The organism is Homoserinimonas sp. (genome assembly GCF_056262345.1).
Map to the genome: position 1 here is coordinate 1 of NZ_JBACFR010000179.1, position 21056 is coordinate 21056.

19 protein-coding genes are annotated in these 21056 nt (G+C 64.6%); 5 read left to right on the top strand and 14 right to left on the bottom strand.

Annotation, left to right across the window (positions count from 1 at the left end):
* Window positions 1–20: 20 nt before the first annotated feature.
* From trmD to AC062T_RS08790, 3 genes are all read right to left on the bottom strand, one after another.
* Window positions 21–722, bottom strand: coding sequence for a tRNA (guanosine(37)-N1)-methyltransferase TrmD (gene trmD / locus AC062T_RS08780; RefSeq protein ID WP_476029208.1), 702 nt, complete (start codon window positions 720–722; stop codon window positions 21–23).
* Between the two features lie 9 nt (window positions 723–731).
* Window positions 732–1631, bottom strand: coding sequence for a sirohydrochlorin chelatase (locus tag AC062T_RS08785; RefSeq protein ID WP_476029210.1), 900 nt, complete (start codon window positions 1629–1631; stop codon window positions 732–734).
* Between the two features lie 192 nt (window positions 1632–1823).
* Window positions 1824–3197: an FAD-dependent oxidoreductase gene (locus tag AC062T_RS08790; protein WP_476029212.1), complete on the bottom strand. Its 1374-nt coding sequence runs from the start codon at window positions 3195–3197 to the stop codon at window positions 1824–1826.
* A 287-nt stretch (window positions 3198–3484) separates the two neighbouring features.
* On the opposite strand from AC062T_RS08790, the gene AC062T_RS08795 reads away from it, so the two are divergent.
* The gene (locus AC062T_RS08795) at window positions 3485–4300 is read left to right on the top strand and encodes an oxygenase MpaB family protein (RefSeq protein ID WP_476029214.1); all 816 of its coding nucleotides are present in this window, start codon (window positions 3485–3487) and stop codon (window positions 4298–4300) included.
* A gap of 20 nt (window positions 4301–4320) precedes the next feature.
* Here AC062T_RS08795 and rimM read toward each other — a convergent pair whose 3' ends face one another.
* The 8 genes from rimM to ffh all read right to left on the bottom strand — a co-directional run bounded on the left by rimM (window position 4321) and on the right by ffh (window position 11056).
* Window positions 4321–5013, bottom strand: coding sequence for a ribosome maturation factor RimM (gene rimM / locus AC062T_RS08800; RefSeq protein ID WP_476029216.1), 693 nt, complete (start codon window positions 5011–5013; stop codon window positions 4321–4323).
* Window positions 4991–5227: an RNA-binding protein gene (locus tag AC062T_RS08805; RefSeq protein ID WP_108517137.1), complete on the bottom strand. Its 237-nt coding sequence runs from the start codon at window positions 5225–5227 to the stop codon at window positions 4991–4993. The genes rimM and AC062T_RS08805 overlap by 23 nt, the downstream gene beginning before the upstream one ends.
* A gap of 4 nt (window positions 5228–5231) precedes the next feature.
* Window positions 5232–5663 carry a 30S ribosomal protein S16 gene (gene rpsP / locus AC062T_RS08810; protein WP_108517139.1) on the bottom strand — a complete coding sequence of 144 codons (432 nt, stop codon included), beginning with the start codon at window positions 5661–5663 and terminating at the stop codon, window positions 5232–5234.
* 156 nt (window positions 5664–5819) lie between these two features.
* Window positions 5820–6782: a DMT family transporter gene (locus AC062T_RS08815; protein ID WP_476029218.1), complete on the bottom strand. Its 963-nt coding sequence runs from the start codon at window positions 6780–6782 to the stop codon at window positions 5820–5822.
* Window positions 6783–6859: 77 nt separating this feature from the next.
* Entirely contained in the window at window positions 6860–7672 is an 813-nt protein-coding gene (locus AC062T_RS08820) for an LLM class F420-dependent oxidoreductase (protein ID WP_476029220.1), read from the bottom strand.
* 22 nt (window positions 7673–7694) lie between these two features.
* Window positions 7695–8507, bottom strand: coding sequence for a maleylpyruvate isomerase family mycothiol-dependent enzyme (locus AC062T_RS08825; protein WP_476029222.1), 813 nt, complete (start codon window positions 8505–8507; stop codon window positions 7695–7697).
* A gap of 9 nt (window positions 8508–8516) precedes the next feature.
* Window positions 8517–9407, bottom strand: a complete 891-nt coding sequence (locus AC062T_RS08830) for an META domain-containing protein (protein WP_476029224.1) — start codon at window positions 9405–9407, stop codon at window positions 8517–8519.
* Between the two features lie 80 nt (window positions 9408–9487).
* Entirely contained in the window at window positions 9488–11056 is a 1569-nt protein-coding gene (ffh, locus tag AC062T_RS08835; protein WP_476029226.1) for a signal recognition particle protein, read from the bottom strand.
* A gap of 21 nt (window positions 11057–11077) precedes the next feature.
* Between ffh and AC062T_RS08840 the strand changes: the two genes are divergently transcribed.
* The 3 genes from AC062T_RS08840 to AC062T_RS08850 all read left to right on the top strand — a co-directional run bounded on the left by AC062T_RS08840 (window position 11078) and on the right by AC062T_RS08850 (window position 14378).
* Window positions 11078–11608: a gamma carbonic anhydrase family protein gene (locus tag AC062T_RS08840; RefSeq protein ID WP_476029228.1), complete on the top strand. Its 531-nt coding sequence runs from the start codon at window positions 11078–11080 to the stop codon at window positions 11606–11608.
* 95 nt (window positions 11609–11703) lie between these two features.
* The gene (locus tag AC062T_RS08845; RefSeq protein WP_476029230.1) at window positions 11704–12699 is read left to right on the top strand and encodes a TIGR03885 family FMN-dependent LLM class oxidoreductase; all 996 of its coding nucleotides are present in this window, start codon (window positions 11704–11706) and stop codon (window positions 12697–12699) included.
* Window positions 12696–14378, top strand: coding sequence for an alpha-amylase family protein (locus tag AC062T_RS08850; RefSeq protein WP_476029232.1), 1683 nt, complete (start codon window positions 12696–12698; stop codon window positions 14376–14378). Before AC062T_RS08845 ends, AC062T_RS08850 begins: the two co-directional genes overlap by 4 nt.
* A 14-nt stretch (window positions 14379–14392) precedes the next feature.
* On the opposite strand, the gene AC062T_RS08855 is transcribed toward AC062T_RS08850, so the two are convergent.
* Both AC062T_RS08855 and smc read right to left on the bottom strand, forming a co-directional pair.
* Window positions 14393–15631, bottom strand: coding sequence for an MFS transporter (locus AC062T_RS08855; RefSeq protein ID WP_476029240.1), 1239 nt, complete (start codon window positions 15629–15631; stop codon window positions 14393–14395).
* Window positions 15632–15691: 60 nt separating this feature from the next.
* Window positions 15692–19252, bottom strand: a complete 3561-nt coding sequence (smc, locus tag AC062T_RS08860) for a chromosome segregation protein SMC (RefSeq protein WP_476029234.1) — start codon at window positions 19250–19252, stop codon at window positions 15692–15694.
* Window positions 19253–19495: 243 nt separating this feature from the next.
* On the opposite strand from smc, the gene AC062T_RS08865 reads away from it, so the two are divergent.
* Window positions 19496–20539 (top strand): GNAT family N-acetyltransferase, encoded by a 1044-nt coding sequence (locus tag AC062T_RS08865; protein ID WP_476029236.1) that lies wholly within the window; start codon window positions 19496–19498, stop codon window positions 20537–20539.
* A 37-nt stretch (window positions 20540–20576) separates the two neighbouring features.
* Here the strand turns inward: AC062T_RS08865 and AC062T_RS08870 are convergent.
* Window positions 20577–21056, bottom strand: a 480-nt coding sequence (locus tag AC062T_RS08870) for a MarR family winged helix-turn-helix transcriptional regulator (RefSeq protein ID WP_476029238.1), incomplete at its 5' end; no start/stop codon positions are given.

The following is a 21056-nucleotide window of genomic DNA, read 5'->3' on the forward strand; positions in this document are numbered from 1 at the left end:
TGGACGCCCGCCGAACGCGGTTAGTCGAGCGCCGGTGGCGGCAGCAGTTCGGGCCGCACGCTGCGGGTGCGTTCGATCTGCTGCTCATGGCGCCACCGCGCAATCGCAGCGTGGTTGCCCCTCAGGAGCACAGGCGGCACCTCACGTTCGCGCCATACCGCAGGCTTGGTGTAGCTCGGGTACTCGAGCAGCCCGCCCTCGTGGCTCTCTTCGACGAGGCTCTCTGGGTTGCCGACAACGCCAGGAATGAGCCGACCGATGGCCTCGATCATGGCCATCGTGGCGACCTCTCCCCCGTTGAGGACATAGTCGCCGAGGCTTACGAGGCGAACCTCGGCCTTGGTAGCGGCGTAGTCGACGACACGCTGATCGATGCCCTCGTAGCGACCGCATCCGAAGACCAGATGGGGATGCTCGGCAAGTTCCCTGGCCATGGCCTGCGTGAAAACGCGGCCGGCCGGTGACGGAAAGATGACGGTGGGAGCGTGCTCGGCCGGGTCGATGATGCTGTCGAGAGCCTCGCCCCAGGGCTCCGGCTTCATCACCATTCCGGCGCCGCCGCCATAGGGCGTGTCGTCGACCGTGCGGTGCCGATCGTGCGTGAAGTCACGCAGGTCGTGCACCCCGAGATCGATGAGCCCCGACGTGCGGGCCTTGCCGAGCAGGGAGACGTCGAGCACAGAGAAGAACTCGGGAAAGATCGTGACGATGTCGATGCGCACCCCGAGAGTCTACGCAAGGCCAAGGGGCGGTTCTGAGACCACCGCCTCTAATCTCGCCTTGTCCAGCTGATCGGCTGCGTCATAAAAGCGCTCGAGGAGCAAATCAACGAGCGACTGTGGTGGCCCCTCATCCGCTGCCAGCAGAGGCGGAGCCACACGCTCGGCCGCGGATGCTTGTGCACTTGCGGCCGCATTGCCGGTCAGTGAATAGCTACTGACGATCACCCGGGAACCCGGCGATTGGGCGCGTTCGCGGGCGATCGCATCCTCGGTACTGACAATCTGCACGTCGCTCGGCGCCGCTGGAGCAGTGTCACTGAACCCCAGCGCCACGGCGATACCGAGCGAGCTGCTGAGCATGCTTCCCGTCGCAAGGGCATCGGCAACCCCGAGATCGGATGCCTCAACGCAATCCAAGACGACCCGATCGGATGCGCGCAGCCCCACACCGAGGAGCCTGTCGATGAGGGCGTCCACGACCCGTCCGTCTGGCCCCCACGGTTGCGCGACAACGGATGGGGTGACTCCCGAGAAAACTCGCGCGGCGGCCAGAAGAGCAGCGGCGTCGTGGGGCGTGCACGAGAGCGCAAGGGGCACGATGACGCACCCGTCGGCGCCATCCGCTGAGGGGTCCCACACCGCTGACGGGTCCAACATTCGCGCGGAATCGGATCCTGACGACGCATTCGGGACCCATCGGCGGGATGCCGTCGCGCTACGGGAGACGAACTCGCCATCGGGGGCAGCCTCGGTGGCGACCATGAGCTCATCGAGGGTCACCGACAGGACCCGAACATCGGGAGCAGCGTCAGCGACTCGCTCAAGAAACTGTGTGACGGCTTCGACCCCGAGCGGCGATGGCGAACGAGTGAGCGGCGGCAGGGATACCGCGACCAGAGTCACCGCCATAACGGCACCCTGCCGCGCGCTGCGGTGACGGTGAAGCCACAATCACGCCGCCCATCCATGCAGACGACGCTACGAGCGGTGTGTTTCGGCCATCACCCCGCAATGTTTCTATGCCGTATCAAGTGCCTGAGATACAGCTGCGCCCGGTCGTTGACGATTCCCCGACCGGGCGCGGCGTTCGAGCTTGAGAACCTAGGCTGCCGACTTCTCGCTCAGGTCGGGCGCCTCGGCGGCGAGGTAACGCTCGGCGCTGTCGTCGAGCTCCTCGAGCCACGGGGTGTGATGCACGATCGCCATCGTGCCGGTCATCACAGAGGAGTACACCTGATCGCGATAGGTCAGGATGTCCGCCTGCTTATCGTGCTTCCATTCGAGAAAGATGCGCACGACCTCGTCGAGGTCGAACATGGGGTAGTCCGTAGCCTCGATGAGATCGCGGATGTAGTCCGCCTGAAAGCGCACCTCATCCGCTGTAGTGGCGAGCGCACCGAAACGGGTAAGCCATTCGTCCATATTCGCGCGCTGCTGTGAAGCATCCGGAAGCACGACATCGCCGAGAATCACGTCGCGAACGAACCACGCCTGCGCGTCGAACATGTTGAACGTGAACCACTGGTCCTGCGCACCGAGATAGAAGAGCTTGTTGTTCGCTTCAGAGGCGACCCCTCGGTACAGGGCGTCCGGGTAGAGGTTGTTGGGGGAATCAAGGGCAACATCCGCCGGCAGGAATGGATAGTGGTGCAGGTAGCCCGTGCAGAGAACGACAGCGTCGAACCGACGAGACTGCCCGTTGATGAAGTACGCGGTATCGCCATCGAAGTGGTCGACCTGCGGCACCTCTTCCATGCCCTCTGGCCAGTCGAAACCCATGGGCTGCGAACGGTAGCTGATGGTCACCGAGCGCGCTCCCATCTTGTGGGCCTGCACGCCGATGTCCTCGGCCGAGTAACTAGCGCCGACGAGAAGCACGTCCTTGCCTGCGAGTGCCTCCGCCCCCCTAAAGTCGTGGGCGTGACGCAGGCTGCCCGTGTAGGTCTCAATGCCCGGGAACGACGGAACGTTTGGCACACAGAAGTGACCGGAACCGACGACGACGTTGTCGAACTCCGTGGTCTCGGTTGTCTTCTCGGCAAGGTCTTCTACCGTGACAAAGAAGGTCTGTGTCTCTTCACTGAACTCCACCCACCTCACCGCAGTGGAGAAACGGACGTACTGGCGCACATTGCTCTGCTCTGCGCGACCGCTGATGTAATCCCACAGCACCTCGCGCGGCGGGTAAGACGAAATAGGGCGGCCGAAATGCTCGTCGAATGAGTAGTCCGCAAACTCCAGAGCCTCTTTGGGGCCGTTCGACCACAGGTTGCGATACATGCTGGAGTGCACAGGCTCGCCGTAGCTGTCGATTCCGGTGCGCCAGCTGTAGTTCCATTGTCCGCCCCAGTCGTCTTGCTTCTCGAAGCAGACGATCTCGGGGATCTCCCTGCCTGCACTGCGAGCGGCTTCGAAGGCGCGCAACTGCGCCATCCCGCTGGGTCCTGCTCCGATAATTGCGATTCGCTTCTGCATGGATACTCTCCGGTCTTTCGACCTTTTTCTCTCCGGCTCGAGGCCGCGAGACACACCGGTCCGGGCATATGGGCAGGCGAAAGCGCCTACCGCCGGATCGGGAGTCAGGGTCGTTATCTGGCCAGTCACAAGGAAGTTTGCGCGACACTATTGCCAAATTAGCTCGCCGCATGGTATAAGCGACAGCATCTGTGAGCTTAGCATGAGTCGACCGTGAGGACCTCGGCGCACCTCTGCGACGGACGCGCAGATCACACACTCAGCCCTCGTGATGCACACTGAACACCGTGACCAGATCGGATCAGAACTCGGCGAAATCCGGCCTCCACGACGGAATCGCCCTCACTGCGGGCAGCGCAAACGTCATTATGCAGCTCGCCATGCTCCCCGTCGGGCACGGTGTAGCGCGCAGCACCGTCGAGAGCGGCAGGATCGACCGGCATCCGTTCAAGCGCACCAGGACAACCCTGACGTATCTAGCGATCGCGAGCGCCGGCACGGTCGAGGAGCGCGCCGAGCTACGACGGCAGATCAATCGTGTGCACGCCCGGGTTCGCTCATCGGAGAACGACCCCGTGAGCTACAACGCCTTCGACCGCGATCTGCAGATGTGGGTCGCGGCCTGCCTCTATTGGGGCGCAGAAGACGTCTACCGGCGCATGAACCACCAGAGAGAACCCGACGACGAGTTCTATCGCCGCGGAGCCGCGCTAGGCACAACGCTACAAGTGCCGGCGGAGATGTGGCCAGCACATCGCGCTGAGTTCGAGCGCTATTGGCGCACGCAACTGGCCAACATTCGCATGGACGACCTCACCCGGGAGTATTTGCACGGCATCGCGCGGATGGCGTTCCTCCCCACGCCTCTGCGCCAGATCGCTGGCCCGCTCAACCGCTTTCTCACGCTCGGTTACCTGCCGCAGGAGGTTAGAAACGAACTAGGGATGCCGTGGAGCGAGGCATCACAACGCCGCTTTGATCGCTGGGTCGCCGCCATGGCCGCCCTTAACCGTCGAACGCCTGCGCTCATCCGCAAGTTTCCATTCAACTGGATTCTGGCGGATGCGCGCAGGCGCATGAGACGCGGGATCCCGCTCGTCTAAGACGAGGAGATCACGAGTGACTAGTTGGTCGTCGTGTCGTCGTTCGGCTCAGCAGTAACGTCGGCCTGAGCATCTGCTTCTGCATCCGCTTCCGCTCCCGCTTCTGCATCTGCTTCCGCTTCTGCTTCCGCTTCTGCGGCCGGCTCCTCGGGGAGTTCCTCGAAAAGGCCCGCCGGCGGGGTGACCGTGACGGTTCCCCCAGCGACGTCAACGACAGGCACGATGGCCTTGACGAAGGGAACGAGCACCTCGCCGTTGGGCGTCTCGACGTGCAGGAGATCCTGCGCGGGGAGATGATCGACCAGCGTGATGGTGCCCACCTTGACTCCGTCGCGCATGACAGCCAGTCCTACGAGGTGGTGGTCAAACCACGCATCCTCTTCGTCGGAGGTCTCCGCGAGATCGTGGTCGATCCAGAGGATCGCTTTGATCAGCGACTCGGCCGTGCTGCGGTCTGGCACGTCCTTGAAGAACGCGACAGGGTGCGAGTTGTACCACTTGAGCTCAATGAGCTCGATGGTCTTACCGTGCCAGGGCGACGACGTGGGGACTTGAAGGGTGAACACGGCGCCCGGCACGAAACGTCGTGCCGGGTCATCCGTGTACAGCTCGATCTTGATCGCTCCCTTAAGCCCATGGGCTTTGGTGAGGCGACCGACCCGAAGCTGGGTCTTGTCTGGTTCTGCTGATCTAGAAATCGGTATCAACCACATCGACGCGCACCTTCTTGCCATCGGCGAGAGCCGAGACAAGGGTGCGGAGGGCCTTGGCGGTGCGACCGGCGCGACCGATCACCCGGCCGAGGTCTTCGGGGTGCACGCGCACCTCAAGGACCTCGCCACGCGGGGTGCTGCGGGCATCGACTGCGACCTCGTCAGGGTGATCAACGATCCCCTTGACCAGGTGTTCTAGAGCGGCTGCGAGCAATGGACTATGCCTCGGCCGGAGTCTCGTCAGCTGCGGTCTCGTCGACCGGAGCCTCAGCAGGAGCTTCGTCCTTCTTGGCAGGAGCAGCAGCCTTGGGCTTGAGAACAGGCTTCTTCTTGTCGTCGGCGACGAAAGCAGCCTTGGGCTCGGCGACCTTGACGGTCGAGACGGCGTTCTTGTCGCCCTTGAACTTGCCCCAGTCGCCCGTGAGCTTGAGGATGGCGGCAACCTGCTCGGTCGGCTGTGCGCCGACGCTGAGCCAGTACTGAGCACGCTCGGAGTTGACGTCGATGAACGACGGCTCCTCGGTCGGGTGGTACTTGCCGATCTCCTCGATCACGCGGCCGTCGCGCTTGGTGCGCGAGTCGGCAACGACGATGCGGTAGTAGGGTGCACGGATCTTGCCCATGCGCTTCAAACGAATCTTTACAGCCACAATTCTCCTGTGTTTCTAGATATGGGAGCGAACTGACAGCCGTGAGCGTGGGGGCACACTCGGCCAGAAAGGTCTAAGGAAGCAAGTGTCATCTGATTAGAGGGTCGGACGACACAGGCTCAACGCTCTATTCTGCCAGAGATTCGAGCAGCGCGCTCACCGCGACGCAACATCCTCGGCCGTCGTCACCGCAACGGACCCTTTGCGGGGGCTGCGCCTGCTGAGGGCAACGCCCACGAGGCAGACGACGCCCCCGGCAATAGCGACCACGGTGGGCACCTCGCCGAGAAACAAAAAGCCGAAGAGAATAACCAGCGCGGGAACGATATATGTCGTGACCCCAAGCCGCCCCGCCGGCATGCGGGTGAGGGCATAAGCCCACGTGCTGAACGCGATCGCGGTGGGAACCGCCCCGAGATAGACGACTCCCGCAATCGACATCGGGGGCGCTGCCGCAAGCTCCCCAACTAACGTGCCCGAGAAGGGCAGGCACGCCACGGCGCCGATCGCGCAGGCCAAGAAGGTGATTTGGATGCCCGGCAGCGTGCGCAATAGCGGCTTTTGAAAGAGAACCCCGGTGGCATAAGTGACGGCGGCGAGCAGCGCCCACGCGATGCCAACGCCGTTGCCGATGAACTGCGAACCAGAGCCGATTCCGATGAGGGCAACGCCCGCAAACGCCACCAGAGCTCCGATGACCAGCCAGCGCGGGATTCCCTCGCCCAGGAATAAGCCTGCTCCGAGCGCAATGAGGATCGGGCCGATGTTCACGATCATCGCGGTCGTTCCGGCGTCGAGCGTCTGCTCGGCGATGTTGAGCGCGACGTTGTAGACCCCAAACCAGCTGAGGCCGATGATGACGACGATCAACCAATCCCGCCGCGACATCCTGACCCAGCTCTTGCCGATCATGAGCAGGCCAAGCACGGCGGTGCCAACGGCGAGCCGCCCGAGCGCTAGCGCTCCGCCAGAAAAGTCGGCACCGACATAGCGGATGACCACAAAGGCGCTCGCCCAGGCCAGAAGAGTGACGATGATCGCCACGACCACGCGAGTGCGCGGCTCGGTGCCGCCCGAGGGCTCAACCGAAACAGCCTGCCCGCTCGCCGAAGTGCTCATGACGCAACGCTAACCGCCGCCGCCGACACCGACCAATTCAGGGGCGGAGCACAGAGGAAAACGGCAGAAGCTCGTCGCTACTCGGCAGAAACTCGTGCAGCGTTCTGCTCGTCGCGCCACGCGAGCCAGTCCCGCACCTTCTCGAGGTCATAGGACGGGCCGGAGAGCCCAATCGTGAACAGCGTCGCGCCCAGACCGACCAATTCGTCGGCGTCCTCGTGGCTGATGCTGCGCACCTCGGTCGACACCTCGATCTCCGAGGTGTCGCGGCCCACCGCCTCGCCATGCTGGGCAAGGATGCCGAGCTTGCGCTCCAGCGTCGCCGCATCCGAAAAGCTGTGCCAGATATCGGCATGCTCCGCGACGATGCGCAGGGTCTTCTTCTCCCCGCCGCCCCCGATCAGGATGGGAATCTGGCGCGTGGGGGCCGGGTTGAGCTTGGTCCATCGGTCGCGAATGATCGGAAGATCGCGGGCGAGCGCCGCGATGCGGGTTCCGGGGGTGCCGAATTCGTAGCCGTATTCGTCGTAGTCGCGCTCGAACCATCCCGCCCCCGTGCCGAAGATAAAGCGGCCGACGCCGCCCTTGGCGCTGATGTGGTCGATCGTGCGGGCCATATCGGCCTGAAGGTTGGGGTTGCGATAGCTATTGCAGTTAACGAGCGAGCCCAGCTCGACTGACGACGTCTGCTCGGCGAGCGCCGCGAGCATGCTCCACGACTCAAAGTGGAGCCCGTCCCGCTCCCCCGACAGTGGGAAGAAGTGATCCCAATTGAAGAGGATGTCCGCGCCCATCTGCTCAAGTTCCGCGGCAACATCGCGGATGAGTTCGTAGCGAGCGTGCTGCGGTGCGATTTGGACGCCGATGCGGATAGGGCGGGAGATGGTCATGACAAAACCCTAGACGACGCCCCTACGGGGTGGTGTTGAGGTTCGCCAGGATGCGAGAGGCGAGCTGCTCGTCGCCGCTGACTCGCACTGCTCCGTGCCGCGGGGCACGCCGACCGCCGACGAGCACGACAAAGGATTCAGGATCCAGCTCAAGCCGCACGGTCGGCTCCCCCGGCAGCTCAGAAAGAAAGACGCCCTTGCGCTCGTCGGTGACGGCCACCGCGATGGGGTCGGCTCCGTCGATCGCAAGCACGACCGTCGTTCCAGGTGCCGCAGCAGCACGCTTAGCCACGATGTAGCCGAGCCCCTCGGCGTAGTACGTGATCGTGTGCACCGCGGCGGCTGCATCCATCCCGCCGGGTAGCCCGACGGCACGGCGGACATCCTGCTCATGCATCCACACGTCTAGCGGGCGATTGCGCAGGAGGGTATTCCAGCTCCACTCGAGCGGAACACCCGTGGCTGGTACGACCTGGGCGTCCGTCGGAGGGTTCGCCGCCAGTTCGGCGAACCGCGCCGCGGACGCCTCACGAATCTCTGCGATGAGCTCGGCCGGAGTCGATTCACGGCGCGCGGCGACGCCCTGTTCCGTATAGCTGGACGTCATGGCCGTCATGTGTTCGCTCGGCTCGACGGCCACATTCGGCTGCGAAAAGCCCGCCAGAACCGACTCAAGATGCGCCACGTGTGAAGCGATCGCCTTCACATCCCACCCCGGCAGATCGGTCGGAACCGACCAGTCCTCGGCAGGCAGGGATTCCAGAAGGCCAACGAAATCGTCAACGGCCTCACGGCCCACGTCGATGTACCCGGCCAGACGCTCCTGATCATTCATGGGCTCACCCTACTGGTGGGCGACGGGGTCACCATCGGCGCTCACCATTCGGGCAACCTCCTCGCCAGAACGATCGACAATCACAAGGTCGCCTGCAGAAGTGGTTCCCATGGCCGCACCCTTGAAAAGCCAGGACTGAACTGGTGCACCCTCGCACGCCATCGCCGTCATCGGCCCACCCTCAAAATACGTCGTTCCACCAGCGCCGACGAGCATCCTGCCGTCCATGCGGTTACACCCATCGGTTGTGGCCCACCGCCCATTGCTGTACACGTGCACGTGGGGATCTGTCGCAAACGTTCCGACTGCGGGAATCCACTTGCCTTGAAGATCGACTTGTGTTGCCGGAGTCACACCATCAGGGAGTTTCGGTGTGCTGAAGTGCGCGCGCACGTCGTCGGTGATCTCTGGCGGACCCGCGACGAGTTCCTCGTCGGGAGTAGAAGGCACGGGAGCGCCGTCGATGCTGAGAGACGCAACGACGTTTCCCTCCGAGTCTTTGAGGTCGTAACCGCCGTCGTTTGCCTCGAACTCCGTAACGTCGAGGAGCCACTCGACTGACGGATTCTCGACCCAGCAGCCTTGCGAGTGCGCCATCATGGCCGACCCGACGAATCGGCTGCCGGCAGCTCCCCACTCCCCCGAGAAATAGCCGCACTCTCTCCACACCTGGAGGTCACCAGCCCCCAGGCGCAGCCACGTCTGGTCGCTCTCACCCGGCGCGCCGCTGACTCGCCACAGGTTGACGAGGCCAAGCGCGGAGGGAAGGTCAGACGGGCGCGATTCAGTTGCGATTGACGACGAATCCGCTGCTACTTGCGCGCCACCGCTCGACTGTGCACATCCCGACAGCATGGCGACCGCCACAACAGCCGCGAGCGCAAGAGTGAGTTTTCCCATGCCTCGAGGCTAGGGATGCCCTCACCAAGACACCACCCAACGTTTTTGGTGACTTGTTCGTCACCGAGCGTGGCAGACGGTTAGCGCCCGCCGCCCAGCATCTTCTGCAGAGCCGCCATCTCTTCTTCTGTGGGCGCGGCACCGGAGCCACCGCCGAGGCCGAATCCGGAGCCGGCCGGAGCCGACTGAGCGGATGCGCCCGAAGCAAGCGCCGCGTTCTCCGCTGCACGCTTGGCCGGGTTGCCCGACTTCGAGCCCTTCTTCTTGGCCTTCTGCTGCTTGCCTCGGCCTCCGCCGAAGCCGGCACCGGGAACCGGCCCCATTCCGGGAATCTGCGGCACCCCGCCCTTGGCGACGGTCTTCATCATCTTGGCGGCCTGCTCGAAGCGGTTCACGAGAGCATTGACCTCGGTCACGCTCGTGCCGGAACCCCTGGCAATGCGCAGGCGGCGTGAACCGTTGAGCAGCTTGGGGTTCTGACGCTCCGCACGCGTCATCGACTGGATGATCGCCTCGGTGCGGGTGAGCTCGGACTCGTCGAAGTTGTCGAGCTGCTCCTTCATGCCGCGCGCACCGGGCAGCATGCCGATGAGCGACTTGAGCGAGCCCATCTTCTTGATCTGCTGCATCTGGCCGAGGAAGTCCTCGAGCGTGAAGGTGTCGGTGGCGAACTTCTCCGCAACCTTGCGCGACTCCTCCTCATCGAAGTTCTTCTGCGCCTGCTCGATGAGGGTGAGGATGTCACCAAGGTCGAGGATGCGGCTGGCCATGCGCTCCGGGTGGAACGGCTCGAAATCGTCGAGCCCCTCACCGGTGCTGGCAAAGATGATGGGGCGACCGGTGACGGAGGCGACCGAAAGGGCCGCTCCACCGCGCGCGTCGCCGTCAAGCTTGGTGAGCACTACACCCGTGAAGTCGACGCCCTCCTGGAATGCCTTGGCGGTAGCCACAGCATCCTGACCGATCATGGCGTCGATGACGAAGAGAACCTCGTCGGGGTCTACGGCCTTGCGGATGTCTGCGGCCTGCTTCATCATGTCGGCGTCAACGCCGAGACGACCGGCCGTGTCGACGATGACCACGTCGTGGAGCTTGTCCTTGGCGAACTTGATGGCGTCCTTCGACACCTTGACGGGGTTGCCGACGCCGTTGCCTGGTTCGGGGGCGAACACCTGAACGCCAGCCTGCTCACCGACAACCTGGAGCTGGTTGACGGCGTTGGGGCGCTGCAGGTCTGCGGCGACCAGAAGCGGGGTGTGGCCCTCGCCCGCGAGCCACTTGGCGAGCTTGCCGGCCAGCGTGGTCTTTCCGGCACCCTGGAGGCCAGCGAGCATGATGACGGTGGGCGGGTTCTTGGCGAACTGAAGCCGGCGCTGTTCACCGCCGAGGATGCCGATGAGCTCTTCGTTGACGATCTGCACGACCTGCTGGGCAGGGTTCAGCGCCTTGTTGACCTCGTCGCCGAGGGCGCGCTCGCGCACGTTGCCGGTAAAGAGCTTGACGACATCCAGCGCTACGTCGGCGTCGAGAAGGGCGCGGCGAATCTCGCGGACGGTTCCGTCGATGTCGGCGGGGCTCAGCTTGCCCTTGCCGCGCAGGTTCTTAAACGTATCCGCGAGGCGGTCGGTGAGGTTTCCAAAAGTGGCCATGGTGCACCTAGTTTAACTGTCATGACACCATCGCCGCTGCTCGTGACCATCAATGGGGCAACTCCCACCATTTCTGACACCGCCTGGGTGGCCCCTAACGCCACCCTGATCGGGCACGTCACCCTTCACGAGGAGTCCAGCGTCTTCTATGGCACGGTGCTGAGGGCGGATGTTGACAGCATCTCGCTGGGCGCCCGCAGCAACCTCCAAGACAACGTGACGGTGCACTGCGACGCCGGCGTGCCGACCACGATCGGCGAGGGCGTGAGTGTTGGCCATGCCGCTGTGCTGCACGGCTGCACGATCGAGGACGAGTGCCTGATTGGAATGAGCGCGACGGTGCTCAATCGCGCTGTGATCGGGGCTGGTTCGCTCGTGGCGGCCGGCGCGGTGGTACTTGAAGACACCGTGATTCCGCCGGGGTCACTCGTCGCTGGTGTGCCCGCTAAGGTGCGCCGCGAGCTGAGCGATGAGGAACGAGCTGGGCTGCGCGAGAACGGCGTGCGCTACGTCGGCTATGCCGCCCTGCACCGCGAAGCCCTCGCCGACTAGGCCACTCCGCGGCGGCGGGCCGCTCGTCGAGATGCACAGGGACTCCGCAGGGAGCCGTGGTTACGTCACAGCCATCCGACGAAGGGAATACACCTGTGACCGTTATCGGTTGGCATGCCTCGCACGAACAGCTACACCCGAAGGACCTTCTGATCGCCCTGCAGCACGCCGAGAAGGCTGGCTTCACGGCAGCAATGTGCAGCGATCACTTCGCGCCGTGGAGTGAACGACAGGGCCACTCGGGCTTTGCCTGGTCGTGGCTGGGGGCCGCGTTGCAGGCCACAGAGTTGCCGATCGGCATCGTGAACGCTCCCGGGCAGCGCTATCACCCCGCGATCATCGCGCAAGCGGTGGGGACTCTCGAAGCGATGTTCCCCGGGCGATTTTGGGCCGCCCTCGGCAGCGGCGAGGCGATGAACGAACACATCACGGGCGATGCCTGGCCCCGCAAGGAGCACCGCAACGAGCGCCTGCAGGAGAGCGTCGCGGTCATGCGGGCCCTACTGGCGGGCGAGGAAGTCAGCCACGACGGCCATATCACCGTGGATCGGGCCCGCCTCTGGACGAGACCGGATACTCCACCGCCGCTGCTCGCCGCCGCCGTCAGCCCTCAGACCGCTGCCTGGGCCGCCGAATGGGCCGACGGCCTCGCCACGGTGAACCAGTCTGTTGACGCTCTTCGCGACGTCGTGGAGGCCTATCGCGGAGCCGGGGGCACCGGGCCGCTCGTGCTTCAGGTCCACGTCAGCTACGCGGCATCCGAAGACGAGGCCCTGCAGATTGCTCACGATCAATGGCGCACCAATGTGTTTTCTCCCCCGCTGTGCTGGGATCTCGATAGCGTCGAAGCGTTCGATATCGCCTCGAAGCATGTGACTCCCAACGACGTTCGCGGCTCGGTACTCATTTCCTCCGACCTTGGTGAATATGTCGATCAGCTGAAGGAGTTCATCGCCCTCGGGTTCGATGAGGTGTATCTACACCAGGTGGGCAGCGACCAGCGGAGCTTTATCGATGCCTTCGGCGAGCGCGTCTTGCCCCGGCTAGCGGTGACGGCAAAGGCGGATGCAACCCCCGAGGTGGTCGCATGAGAATCACCGACACGAGCGACCTGTGGTGGAAAAACGCCGTCGTGTATTGCCTCGACGTCGAGACCTTTATGGATTGGAACGGCGACGGCACGGGCGACCTCGACGGGCTCGCCCACCGCCTGGACTACCTTGCCGAGCTAGGGGTGACCTGCATCTGGCTGATGCCGTTTTATCCCACCCCCGACAAAGATGACGGCTACGACGTCTCTGACTTCTATGGCGTCGACAAGCGTTTCGGCTCTCTCGGCGACCTTGTCGAGGTGATCCGCTCCGCACGCGACCGGGGGATGCGCGTGATCGCCGACCTGGTCGTGAACCACACATCAGAGAAGCATCCCTGGTTCGTGTCGGCTCGCTCGAGCCGCACCTCTCCTTATCGAGACTTCTACGTGTGGAGGGATACCCCGCCGAAGAGCGCCCCCGAGCCGATCTTTCCCGACAAAGAAAACTCGGTCTGGAACTTCGACGAGCGCACGGGCCAGTACTACCTTCACCGGTTCTATCGTCACCAGCCCGACCTGAACGTCGCGAACCCCCGCGTGCGAGAAGAGATTGGCAAGGTGATCGGCTTTTGGCTTGAAATGGGAATGTCGGGGTTCCGCATCGACGCGGTGCCGTTCTTCATCGACGACGAGGGTCGCGCCGACGAGGGTGGCGCCGACGACGACTACGGCGACGGGCACGTCTATCTGCGCGAACTCAGCGACATGGCCAAGCGACGCAGGGGCGACGCCGTACTTCTCGGAGAGGTGAACCTGCCCTACAAGGATCAGGTGAAGTTCTTCGGCGGCCCCCAAGGCGACGAACTCACCATGCAGTTCGACTTCGAATCCATGCAACGCGTCTACCTCTCCCTCGCTCGGAGCGATGCGCGCCCCCTCGCCCGGATGCTCGCCAAACGACCCGACATTGCCCTGCGCTCACAATGGGCCAACTTTCTCCGCAACCACGACGAGCTCACGCTCGACAAGCTCAGCGAATCAGAGCGAGATGAGGTGTTCGCCGCCTTTGGACCCGAGAAGCGGATGCAAGCATTCGGCCGCGGAATTGTGCGCCGGCTGCCGCCCATGCTGGAGGGCGATCCGCGGCGCATCCGCATGGCCTACAGCCTGCTGTTCTCCCTGCCCGGCACCCCCGTGCTGTTCTACGGCGAAGAGATCGGCATGGGCGAGAACCTCAATGCCGAAGGTCGTCACTCGGTGAGAACACCGATGCAGTGGAGCAGCGCAAAGAACGGCGGATTCTCGACCGCACGGCGAGGGTCTCTGCCGGGCCCCGTAACTGAGGGTGCCTACGGCCCCGAGTTCGTCAATGCCGATGAGCAGGTGCGCGACCGCGATTCCCTGCTGCACTTCATGCGGCTGCTGATCAGCAGGTACCGCACCTCTCCGGAGATCGGATGGGGCGAACTCACCATCGTCAAGCAACCCCACGCTAGCGTGCTCGCGCATCGCGTGACCGGCCCCCTCGGGAGCATGATCGCGCTGCATAACTTTGCCGCCGAATCCCTCACCCTGGAGATCCCCGTCGATGGCGGTGATGACGACACGCGTTTGATCGATTTGCTGCATGACGGTGCCACCGCTGTGACGAGCAAGGGAACGGCGGAGCTCACGCTCGAACCCTACGGTTATCGCTGGCTGCGAGTCACGAACCCCGGCACCCAACGGATTGGCTGACGCCATCGCGGGCCTCAGGCGGCGACGACGCGCTTCGACGATCGCAGGATAGCCCAGCCGAGCACAATGGCCACGAGAAGCATGGCGGCGGCGCCGAGACCGGAGTAGCCCAGCATGATGAGCACCGGCCCGGCGAGCGCCCCGCCGGCAGCACCGGCGAGGTTCATGAGTAGATCGGAGACGCCCTGCACACCCGGCCTATCCCCGACCGGCACCGCATCGACCAGCATCGCCGACCCCGAGATCGTGGAGGCCGACCATCCGAGCCCGAGCAGCACGAGGCTGACAACGACAAGCGGGGCAGACTCGCTGCCGAGCCATGCCGTCACGAGGGCGGCGAGAAGCAGCGCCTGACCGCCCAGCAGCACCGGGAGACGCCCGAGCCGGTCAGAGAGCCAACCGAACACCGGTGACAAGGCGAACATGCCCGCCACATGCAAGCTGATCGTGAAACCCACGATGGCGAGGGACGCGCCATGCCCGTAAAGGTGAACCGGAGTCATCGCCATGAGCGCCACCATGGTGGCGTGACTGAGGGAGACCGCCGCAACGGCGAAACGCGCCGTCGGGTTGACCCGCAGGGTGGAGAAGCCGAGGCGCGGCGGCTCCTTCGTCGTCGCGCCGAGCGCGTCCCGAGCGGTGAGAAGCGGGTCGGGGCGCAAGAAGACGGCGTAGACGAGCACCGTGATGATCTGAGCGCCGAGAGCAAAGAGGAACGGGCCGGTCAGAGTCGGCATGCCCAGGGCGGAGCCGATCGCCTCCCCCGGCTCGATGAGATTGGGCCCGAGCACCGAGCCGATCGTCGTCGACCATACGACCAACGAGAGATCGCGGCCGCGGTGGCGGGGGGAGGCCAGATCTGTCGCTGCGAAGCGAGCCTGCAGGTTCGTGGCAGCTCCGGCACCGGCGAGGGCGAACGCCAGCAGCAGCAGCGGAAACGACGGCACGGCAGCCGCCACAATCAGGAGAACGGCAGAGGATGCTGCGAGCGCCGACCCCGTCGCAAGCGCCACCCGGCGACCGCGCGCTGCGGCGTACCGTGCGAGCGGTAACGCCAAGATCGCGGCGCCCAGCGTCGACATTGTCGAGGCCATCCCCGACCAGGCGTCAGAACCCGAGACCTGTGCCGCGAGGAGCGCCCCCACCGAAACGGTGGCCCCAATGCCCAGCCCGCCCATAATCTGCGCGGCAACAAGCACCCACACGACCCGGCGCTGCTGGCGCTGCATATCTGGCTGCGTTTCCGGCGGCATTTCGTTCACTGCGTCAGTCTAGGCAGCCGGGCCCAGGCTCGCCGCGACGCGCCGCTGAGGCTAGGCCGAGCGCTCCTCCGTGGCCACACGCTGACCCACAACCGCACTGACACCGTCTTGCCGCATCGAGACACCGTAGAGGGCATCCGCAATCTCCATCGTGCGCTTCTGATGGGTGATCACGATGAGCTGCGACGACTCCCTCAGATCCTGGAAGATCTGCAACAGGCGGCCAAGGTTGGCGTCGTCAAGCGCCGCCTCCACCTCGTCCATGATGTAGAACGGGCTCGGCCTGGCCTTGAAGATTGCGATCAGCAACGCCACTGCTGCCAGAGACCGCTCTCCACCGCTCAGCAGCGAGAGTCGCTCGATCTTCTTGCCAGCGGGCTTGACCGAGACCTCGATGCCCGTCGTGAGCATGTTGTCGGGATCGGTGAGATGGATGCTGCCGGTTCCGCCGGGGAAGAGGATCGGAAAGACGTGGTTGAACGCGTTCTTGGTGTCTTCGAAGGCGCTTGAGAAGATGTCGCGCATCTTGACATCGAGCTCGTCGATGATCGTGAGCAGGTCTTTGCGCGTATTGGTGAGGTCGGTGAGCTGATCTGTGAGGAACTTGTGGCGCTCTTCCAGAGCGGCAAACTCTTCGAGCGCGAGCGGGTTGACCCTGCCGAGCCGGGCGTACTTGCGTTCGGCCTTGGCAAGCCTTGCCTCCTGTTGTGCGCGCACAAACGGCATCGTCTGCTGCACGCCGTCTTCGCGCTCTGCATCGGAATCGTCGTCCGTTTCGACGGCATCGACGGGCACGGGCACGTCAGGCCCATACTCGGCAACCAGCACATCCTCGACCAGGCCGAGCTCCGCTCCTGCACGCTCGAGGAGCGAGGAAAGATGCAGCTTCTTCTCGTAGGTCTGCATTTCGAGCCCGTGAACGGATTCGCTTACGGAGTGCAGCCGATCGCGCAGAGCGGCTTCTGCTCGGCGAAGCTCTGCGAGTTCCTCGTTCTGTTGCGCTCGATCGGCCTCCGCCGCCGCAAGTCGCACGCGCGCCTCCGACACCGAGCGGTCAGCGGCGTCGAGCACGGTCGGCAGGACGTCGAGCACCCGCTGGGCTGCCTCCATCTGCCGGCGGCGGATGACCGCACGGCGAGCCGCCTGATCCGCGGCCTCTCGCTCGGCCTCTCGCTGCTGCTCAAGCTGCTTGGCTCGTAGCTCCTGCGCCCGTACCCGCTCGCGGGCGGTCTCCACCTGAAGGCGGGCCTCGACCTCGCGTTCACGCGCTGCATCGAGTTCGTCGGCCATGCCGTCCCGAGCAGAAACATCGAGAATGGGGCGAGGGCGGGACTGCGCGGTCTCAAGCTCAGCCTTGGCACGCTCAGCAGCCGTCTCGGCGCTGGCGACCGACTCTGCGGCGAGCGCGAGCCCCTTCTCCAGTCGCTGCGCCTCGGCCTCGGCGGCCTCCGCCTGCACTCGCGCGCGGTTCAGCTTCTCCGACTGAGCTGCGAGCTGGGAGTCATGCTCGCGCAGCGTTGTGAGGGCGCGCTTGGATTGCTCCTTGGCCACCTGCACTGCTCCCCGCTGCTCGGCGAGCGCAAACTGCGCGCGTTCGATCAGGGAAAGAACCTCGGAGAGGCGCTCTGCCGCGGCATCGCGGTCGGCCACAAGTTCCAACCGCGAGCGCTTGGCTCCTGAGCCGCCCCGCAGCACAAAGCGGCTCAGCACATCCCCCGACTTGGTAATGATCGTCGTGGCAGACTCGCTCGTCCCCGTCGAAAGCTCGCCCCACACTCTGCGAGCTGTCGCGAGGTCATCTGCCACGATCACGTGACTGAGCAGCCCCAGCACACCAGAGGGCGCAGAAACCACATCGGCGGCAAAGACTGCGCCGTCACTCAGCACGCCGCTGACGCCCGCCGTAACCCCGGCCTCGGCGAGCACAAGTTCGACCCTGCCCAGGTCGTCGGCCTGGGCGTGACCTAGCGCTGCGATGGCAGAATCGCGATCTTCTGCCAGCACGGCGTCGGCCAGAGACCCGAGGGCTGCGGCGATCGCCGCCTCGAACCCGGGCTTCACCTGGATGTGTTCGGCAACCAAGCCGAGGATTCCCGGCCGCTTGGCCGCGACAAGCGCGCTTGACCCATCCTTTTGGTCGAGAGCGCTGGATAGTGCGTTCTTGCGGGCAGAGAGAGCATCCCGCTCACGTTCGAGGGCATGGAGCTGCTCGCGGAGGGTGTCGATCTCAGTCTCGGCCTGAGTGACCTCCGCTTGGGCGCTCTGGTAGGCGGCGTCCAGATCGATGTCGGACTCCTCGCCGAGCGTCGCTTGCGCCTCAAGGGCCTCAAGCGACACGGTGGCCTGGTCTCGACGCGAGCGAGCGGCGTCGAGGGCGTTTTGCTGGCGGAGGACTTCGCCGCGGACAGCAGCGAGCCGGGATGCCGCGGTATCGGCCTGCCCGCTGAGCTTAGAGATTTCGAGGTCATGACGTGACACGAGGGAGCTCTGGTGCGAGATCTCATCATCGAGCGCATCAAGCGCCGCCCTGGCCTCCGCTGTCGCGGACTGCGCCTCTCGCCACGCCTGCTCAGCCTCGTCGATTGTCTCCGCGAGCCTGGCCGCCTCGTCGCGGGCATCCGCCACCATCTGCGACGTCACCCCGGGGGCCAACTCGGCAACCTCGGTCTGCGAGCTGAGCAACGCCATCTTCTGATTGGCAAGGCTGAACAAACCGCGCAGTCGCTCCTGCACAGATTCGAGCCCAAAAGCGATTCGACGGGCCTGGTCAACGGCATCGCCGACCTGTTCCTGCTCGATTCTTGCCTCACGGAGCTTGGCCTGATCGAGCTGCTCTTGCAACACGATGCGCTCGGTTTTGCGCTCCGATTCACTGCGGCTGTGCAGCGTGAGCGCCTCCCGCAGGGTGACGACCTCGTCGGCCAGCAGTCGGGCACGGGCGTCGCGTACAACCGCGGCAATGGTCTGTGCCTCGCGAGCAACTTCGGCCTGTTGACCGAGGGGCTTGAGTTGGCGGCGAATCTCCCCCGCGAGGTCGCTCAGCCGTGTGAGATTTGCCTGCATCGCGTCGAGCTTGCGCAAGGTTTTCTCTTTGCGGCGGCGGTGCTTGAGGATGCCGGCGGCCTCTTCGATGAACCCGCGACGGTCTTCTGGGCTGGCGCGAAGAACGGCGTCGAGCTGGCCCTGGCCCACGATGACGTGCATCTCCCGACCGAGACCAGAGTCGCTGAGCAGCTCCTGCACGTCGAGAAGACGGCAGCTCTCGCCGTTGATCGCGTATTCGCTGCCGCCGTTGCGAAAGAGCGTGCGCCGAATCGTGACCTCTGAATACTCGATCGGCAGCGCGCCATCCGAGTTGTCGATCGTGAGGGTCACCTCAGCACGGCCAAGGGGGCCGCGTGTGGAGGTTCCGGCGAAGATGACGTCGTCCATCTTTCCGCCGCGCAGAGTTTTGGCTCCCTGCTCGCCCATAACCCAGGCGAGGGCGTCGACCACGTTCGACTTGCCGGAACCGTTGGGCCCGACCACCGCGGTAACCCCCGGTTCGAACGCGAACGTCGTCGGCTGGGCAAACGACTTGAAGCCTTTAAGGGTGAGGCTCTTGAGATACACGAGAGCTCCTCCCTGTGCTCTGCGCCGATCACGCCGATCCTGCTGCGGCGCGCCGCACCGAACGGTGCGATTGCAGGCACAACGCTACCCGACACGCGGGCCAACGCCCGTTCGCCCCCGCGGTGCGTTGTGCGGCCCATCGGGTCGTGCGGTGAGGCTACGTGTGGCGAAAATGGCGCAGCATCCGTATGCTTTTCGGCCAGCCCATCGCCGCCCTCGCGGCACGGGATCGAAGGGATGCTGATGCTCACCATTGAGGAACTTGCGCTGCCCGAATCGATCGGCGCTCCCGACGCCGGCGACTTCATCGAGATGGTGCGTATCCGCAATGGCATCGAGGCCTACGACGTGGGCACTCGCGACTTTGCCGTCGAGCCAGAGGAGCTGCTCGCGATCGCCTCGAACCCCTATGAGCTTCGCCGGTTCTTTCTCGCTCGGGTCGACGGACGCATTGTGGGTCGTGCCGTTTATCAGCTGCAGGGCGGGTTGGACGTGCCGACAGCGTGGGTGTCGGTTGAGGTCCTGCCCGAGTTTCGCCGCCAGGGGCTCGGGAGCGCCCTGTATTCCCACGCGCACGCCATTGCACTCGAGGACGGTCGCACGGCGTTGCAGGCCGAGTCGTTTCATCATGTTCCCCCTGCCGAGCCCGCAATCACCTCCCCCACGGGGTTTGGTGCTGTCTCGGCCGACGATGCCCCCTCTCGCTTTCTCGTCTCCCGCGGCTTTCGTCTAGCTCAGGTGAATCGGGTGAGCCGGCTGGCTCTGCCCTCTGGCGCGCAGACACCCGAGCCCGCCGCCGGTTACGACCTTGAGGCTTGGGAGGGGTCGACCCCAGAGCATCGACTTTCTGACATGGCAGTGCTTCACGCGAGGATGAGCACCGACCCGCCCGCCGGCGAGGTCGATTGGCAGCCGGAGACCTGGGATGAGCAGCGGGTCCTCGATCATGAGCGGCGCCGGGACACCGACGGCAGGCGATATCTGACGGTCGCGGCCCGCCACATCGAATCGGATTCGCTGGTGGGCTTCAGCGACCTTTCGGTGCCTCCCGAGGTGGATCGCCCCGTGCAGCAGGAAGACACGATCGTGCTGCACGAGCATCGGGGCCACCGGCTCGGGATGCTACTGAAGGCGGCTAATCTGCAGCGGCTCGATGAACTAGCGCCGGGGCATCCGGCGATCTACACCTGGAATGCCGAGGAGAATCGGCCGATGCTCACCGTCAACGAGGCTGTCGGTTTTGTACCGGTCGCGGTGGAAGCGTCGTGGCGCAACGATCTGAACTGAGCCGACTGCTAAAGCGAGCAAGTGCGGACTGCTCGAGCTAGAACGCGACCTTGAGCAGCAGCTGCGTGAGGCTCTGCCGCTCCTCCTGGGAGAGGTTCTTGAGAATTGTCTCGTCGCGCGCGGCGATGACCGACGCCTTGGCCTTGGCATACGCCGCCTGCCCATTTTCGGTGCCGCGAATGATGTTGGCCCGACGATCGCGAGGGTCCTGAGCTCGTTCGACATAGCCGAGGGTCTGCAGTTCATCGACGACCGCGACCACCTGGCTCGGGTCGAGAAAGAGAAACTCGGCCACATCGCGCTGGGTTGGGCTCACGGCGCCGCACACGAGTGACAACACGGCGTATGACCGCACGCGCAACCCGTGCGGCTCCAAAGCGTGGCGGGCCGAAAGCGAACCGATAGCGCGCACGCGGGCGACAAGAAACTCGATGTCGTCGAGGAGGTCTGTCGCGTCGATGCGATCCGGCGCAACGCCCAGATCAATCACCGGAGATGAGTCGGTCATGGCAGCAGT

Coding starts and splice junctions, on each gene's coding strand:
- AC062T_RS08790 (WP_476029212.1), bottom strand. CDS start 3,197: ATGCAGAAGCGAATCGCAATTATCGGAGCAGGACCCAGCGGGATGGCG.
- AC062T_RS08830 (WP_476029224.1), bottom strand. CDS start 9,407: ATGGGAAAACTCACTCTTGCGCTCGCGGCTGTTGTGGCGGTCGCCATG.
- AC062T_RS08855 (WP_476029240.1), bottom strand. CDS start 15,631: ATGCCGCCGGAAACGCAGCCAGATATGCAGCGCCAGCAGCGCCGGGTC.
- ffh (WP_476029226.1), bottom strand. CDS start 11,056: ATGGCCACTTTTGGAAACCTCACCGACCGCCTCGCGGATACGTTTAAG.
- AC062T_RS08865 (WP_476029236.1), top strand. CDS start 19,496: ATGCTCACCATTGAGGAACTTGCGCTGCCCGAATCGATCGGCGCTCCC.
- AC062T_RS08825 (WP_476029222.1), bottom strand. CDS start 8,507: ATGAATGATCAGGAGCGTCTGGCCGGGTACATCGACGTGGGCCGTGAG.
- rimM (WP_476029216.1), bottom strand. CDS start 5,013: ATGTGGTTGATACCGATTTCTAGATCAGCAGAACCAGACAAGACCCAG.
- AC062T_RS08815 (WP_476029218.1), bottom strand. CDS start 6,782: ATGAGCACTTCGGCGAGCGGGCAGGCTGTTTCGGTTGAGCCCTCGGGC.
- AC062T_RS08850 (WP_476029232.1), top strand. CDS start 12,696: ATGAGAATCACCGACACGAGCGACCTGTGGTGGAAAAACGCCGTCGTG.
- AC062T_RS08785 (WP_476029210.1), bottom strand. CDS start 1,631: ATGGCGGTGACTCTGGTCGCGGTATCCCTGCCGCCGCTCACTCGTTCG.
- AC062T_RS08820 (WP_476029220.1), bottom strand. CDS start 7,672: ATGACCATCTCCCGCCCTATCCGCATCGGCGTCCAAATCGCACCGCAG.
- AC062T_RS08840 (WP_476029228.1), top strand. CDS start 11,078: ATGACACCATCGCCGCTGCTCGTGACCATCAATGGGGCAACTCCCACC.